Below are 3,115 nucleotides of genomic sequence, written 5' to 3' on the forward strand. Positions count from 1 at the left end.
TTCTTGACTCAAGCATTAATGCAGTACGATCTTCAAAGTTAAGATGATGGTATGACAATTTTATATACTCCATAAACCCTTTAAATTAATTAGGTGGTTTATGTCGCACTTCAAGTTTTACTCTGCCTATCCTTATATCAAGGGAAGTAATAACCTCAAGATTAAGTTAGCCGAAGTAAATAAAGGTAGTAATACTAATACAGCGAATCAGATAGCAAAATCATTAAATTTTTCGGAAATCGATTCTACTGAAACTCGTTTAATTGAGGGATCAGATACTCCAGTCGTGCCGCGCAAGAAGTCTCTATGGCTACGGCTGCTACAACTTGTGTCTCTACAATAAGCTCTAATTTAGCGAGTTATTGAAGCCTTTTGACAAGTACAGGGGGAGTAAAGATTTCAGCATGTGAAATTAATGACTCGGGTTTTTATGGTATGGTGATTGTGAAGATAAACTAAATATTAAAAACTATTAGAAATGTGGTTTATGAGTATGCAAAATACAGAATGCATCTTCTATCCAATATGATGAGATTTAACCCTATTTCGCATAGGGTTAAATCTCATCGATATGCTTATTCAAAACTGCTTTCGAGTTCTTCCAATTCCATCATCAATTCAAGCATTTGTTCTTCTGCCTGCGCCAATTTGGTTTTCAGATCATTTTGCTCATTCATGAGTTTGAGCAAATCATCTTTACGGTTGGCATCGTAAAGGGCAGGATCTCCCAGTTCGGTTTCAATTTCAGTCAGACGCGGTTGAATTTTTTCAATTTGCGCTTCGTATTTTTCAATATTTTTACGAATAGGGCGAGTTTGTTCACGGCGTTGTGCTGCCAGTTTGCGTTGAGCTTCTTTATCTACTTTGACTAGGTTGTTTTTGCTTTCAACCACTGGACTTGGATTGGATGGAGCTGTGTTAGATGAGCTTTGTTTAAGCATCTCTGCACGGGCTTGGCGTAACCATTGGGCATAATCCTGTAAATCGCCTTCAAACTCTGTGCATTGTCCTGCGTGAACCAAGAGTAAGTCATCACAGACACTGGCAATCAATTGACGTTCGTGTGACACCAATACCACTGCACCTTCATAATCCTGTAAAGCCATGGTGAGGGCATGTCGCATATCTAAGTCTAAATGGTTGGTCGGTTCGTCCAGAATCAGTACGTTAGGGCGTTGCCAGACAATTAAAGCCAAAGCCAAACGCGCACGCTCACCTCCTGAAAAACTTTCACAAGGTGTGTCCATACGTTCACCACTAAAGCCAAAACTGCCTAAAAAGGCGCGTAAAGTGGCTTCGCTGATTTTTTTATCGGCAATGCGTGATAGTTGTAGCATCGGGCTGGCAGTATCATCCAAAGCATCCATTTGATGCTGCGCAAAATAGCCAATATTGAGTAACTCTGAGGCTTTACGAGTACCTGACAATAATGCCAATTCACCCACTAAGGATTTAATTAAGGTCGATTTACCTGCGCCGTTCATCCCCAATAAACCAATACGGCTGGTCGGAGTAATTTGTAGGTTAATTTTGCTGGCAATCACTTTATCTGCATAACCAATGCTGACGTGTTCCAAGGTTAGTAACGGCGAACTCATTTTGGTGGGTTCACGGAAACTGAAGGTAAACGGGGTATCTACATGCGCAGGGGCAAGCAATTGCATGCGTTCCAATTGCTTGATACGGCTTTGTGCCTGCCGTGCTTTGGTGGCTTTGGCTTTAAAACGATCAATATATTTTTGTAAATGTGCACGGGTTTCTAATTGTTTTTCATACGCTTGTTGATGTTGTGCCAAGCGTTCACTGCGTGTGGTTTTAAAGGTTGAATAATTGCCTGTATATAAAGTCAATTCACTATTTTCAATATGTAAAATATGATCGGTAATGGCATCTAAAAAATCACGGTCATGGGAAATCAGCACCAAAGTTCCCGCATAGGCTTTAAGCCAGTCTTCTAACCATAAAATTGCATCTAAGTCTAAGTGGTTGGTGGGTTCGTCCAGTAATAATAATTCGGAGCGACTCATTAAGGTACGCGCCAAATTTAAACGCATGCGCCATCCACCAGAAAAACTACTGACCGCCAAGCTGTTTTGATGTGCCATAAAACCTAAACCTGCCATCAGTTGTGCGGCTTTGGCGGGTGCGGTATAGCCATTAATTTCATCAAAACGACCGTGCAAATGCGCAAGTTGGTCATTATTTAATTGTTCAGGATGTTGTAGCTGTTGTTGAATGTTCCAGTATTCTTCATCACCCGACAGCACAAAATCAATCGCAGGCAAATCCAACGCTTTGATTTCCTGTGCCATGTGTGCCACAGTCCAGCCTTGCGGACGGCTCAACGTACCTTCGTCTGGGGTTAAACTACCTAAAAGCGCAGCAAATAAACTGGATTTTCCTGCACCATTGACACCTGTAAGACCGACTTTCCAGCCTGGATGGATTTGCATAGACGCTTTTTGAAATAAAACACGTCCACCGCGGCGTAAAGAAACTTGGTCAAGTTGAATCATGGTGTTTACTGGTCACAACAAAAGTTGCGCATATTCTAATGGAAGCCCGCCAGAAAACAAAAATAAGCCTAGTTTTATTTGCGATTTGCGAAAAATCTCTTTTGTAATGCTTAAAACCTACGTTCCAGCAACAGGATTTTTTATGACTTTGTAAACAAGCGCAAAATACATGCATGTTGGAGATGATTTTTATTTTGATCTAGGGGCTGTTGAGAATTACCGAGAGTTAATTAAACTCGCGCACAATTGAATCATAGCTTCAAAACTCGTATCTGTTTTACAACTACGCATCGCTATACGTTTAAATTCTTTTAACTTACAGAAATAGTTTTCAATGAGATGACGCCATTTATACATAATCGTATCAAATGCTCTCATTACTTTTCGATTAGATTTAGGTGGGATCACCACTTTCACTTTACGTTCATTGAGTTCTTGGATGAGCCAATCTGCATCAAATGCTTTATCAGCCAGTAATGCTTGAAAATCAACATCTTCGATTAAAGGTTTGGTTTCTACTAAATCGTGATATTGACCAGGCATTAATCGAAACTTAATGAGGTTACCTAGACTATCCACTAAGGCAAGAATTTTACAGG

2 protein-coding genes are annotated in these 3,115 nt (G+C 40.3%); both read right to left on the reverse strand.

The genetic code is table 11. The features are described from left to right. Positions 1 to 575: 575 nt before the first annotated feature. The gene (locus FTT64_RS14265) at positions 576 to 2,516 is read right to left on the reverse strand and encodes an ATP-binding cassette domain-containing protein (RefSeq protein WP_180182517.1); all 1,941 of its coding nucleotides are present in this window, start codon (positions 2,514 to 2,516) and stop codon (positions 576 to 578) included. Positions 2,517 to 2,732: 216 nt separating this feature from the next. Beyond that, a partial coding sequence (locus FTT64_RS14270) for a transposase (RefSeq protein WP_180182516.1) occupies positions 2,733 to 3,115 on the reverse strand: 383 nt, incomplete at its 5' end.

Origin of the sequence: Acinetobacter sp. Q186-3 (assembly GCF_013420655.1) — a bacterium.
GTDB classification, from domain to species: domain Bacteria; phylum Pseudomonadota; class Gammaproteobacteria; order Pseudomonadales; family Moraxellaceae; genus Acinetobacter; species Acinetobacter indicus.

Bases quoted from the DNA above. Each gene is read 5' to 3' on its own strand.
- FTT64_RS14265 (WP_180182517.1), bottom strand. From the start codon at position 2,516: ATGATTCAACTTGACCAAGTTTCTTTACGCCGCGGTGGACGTGTTTTA.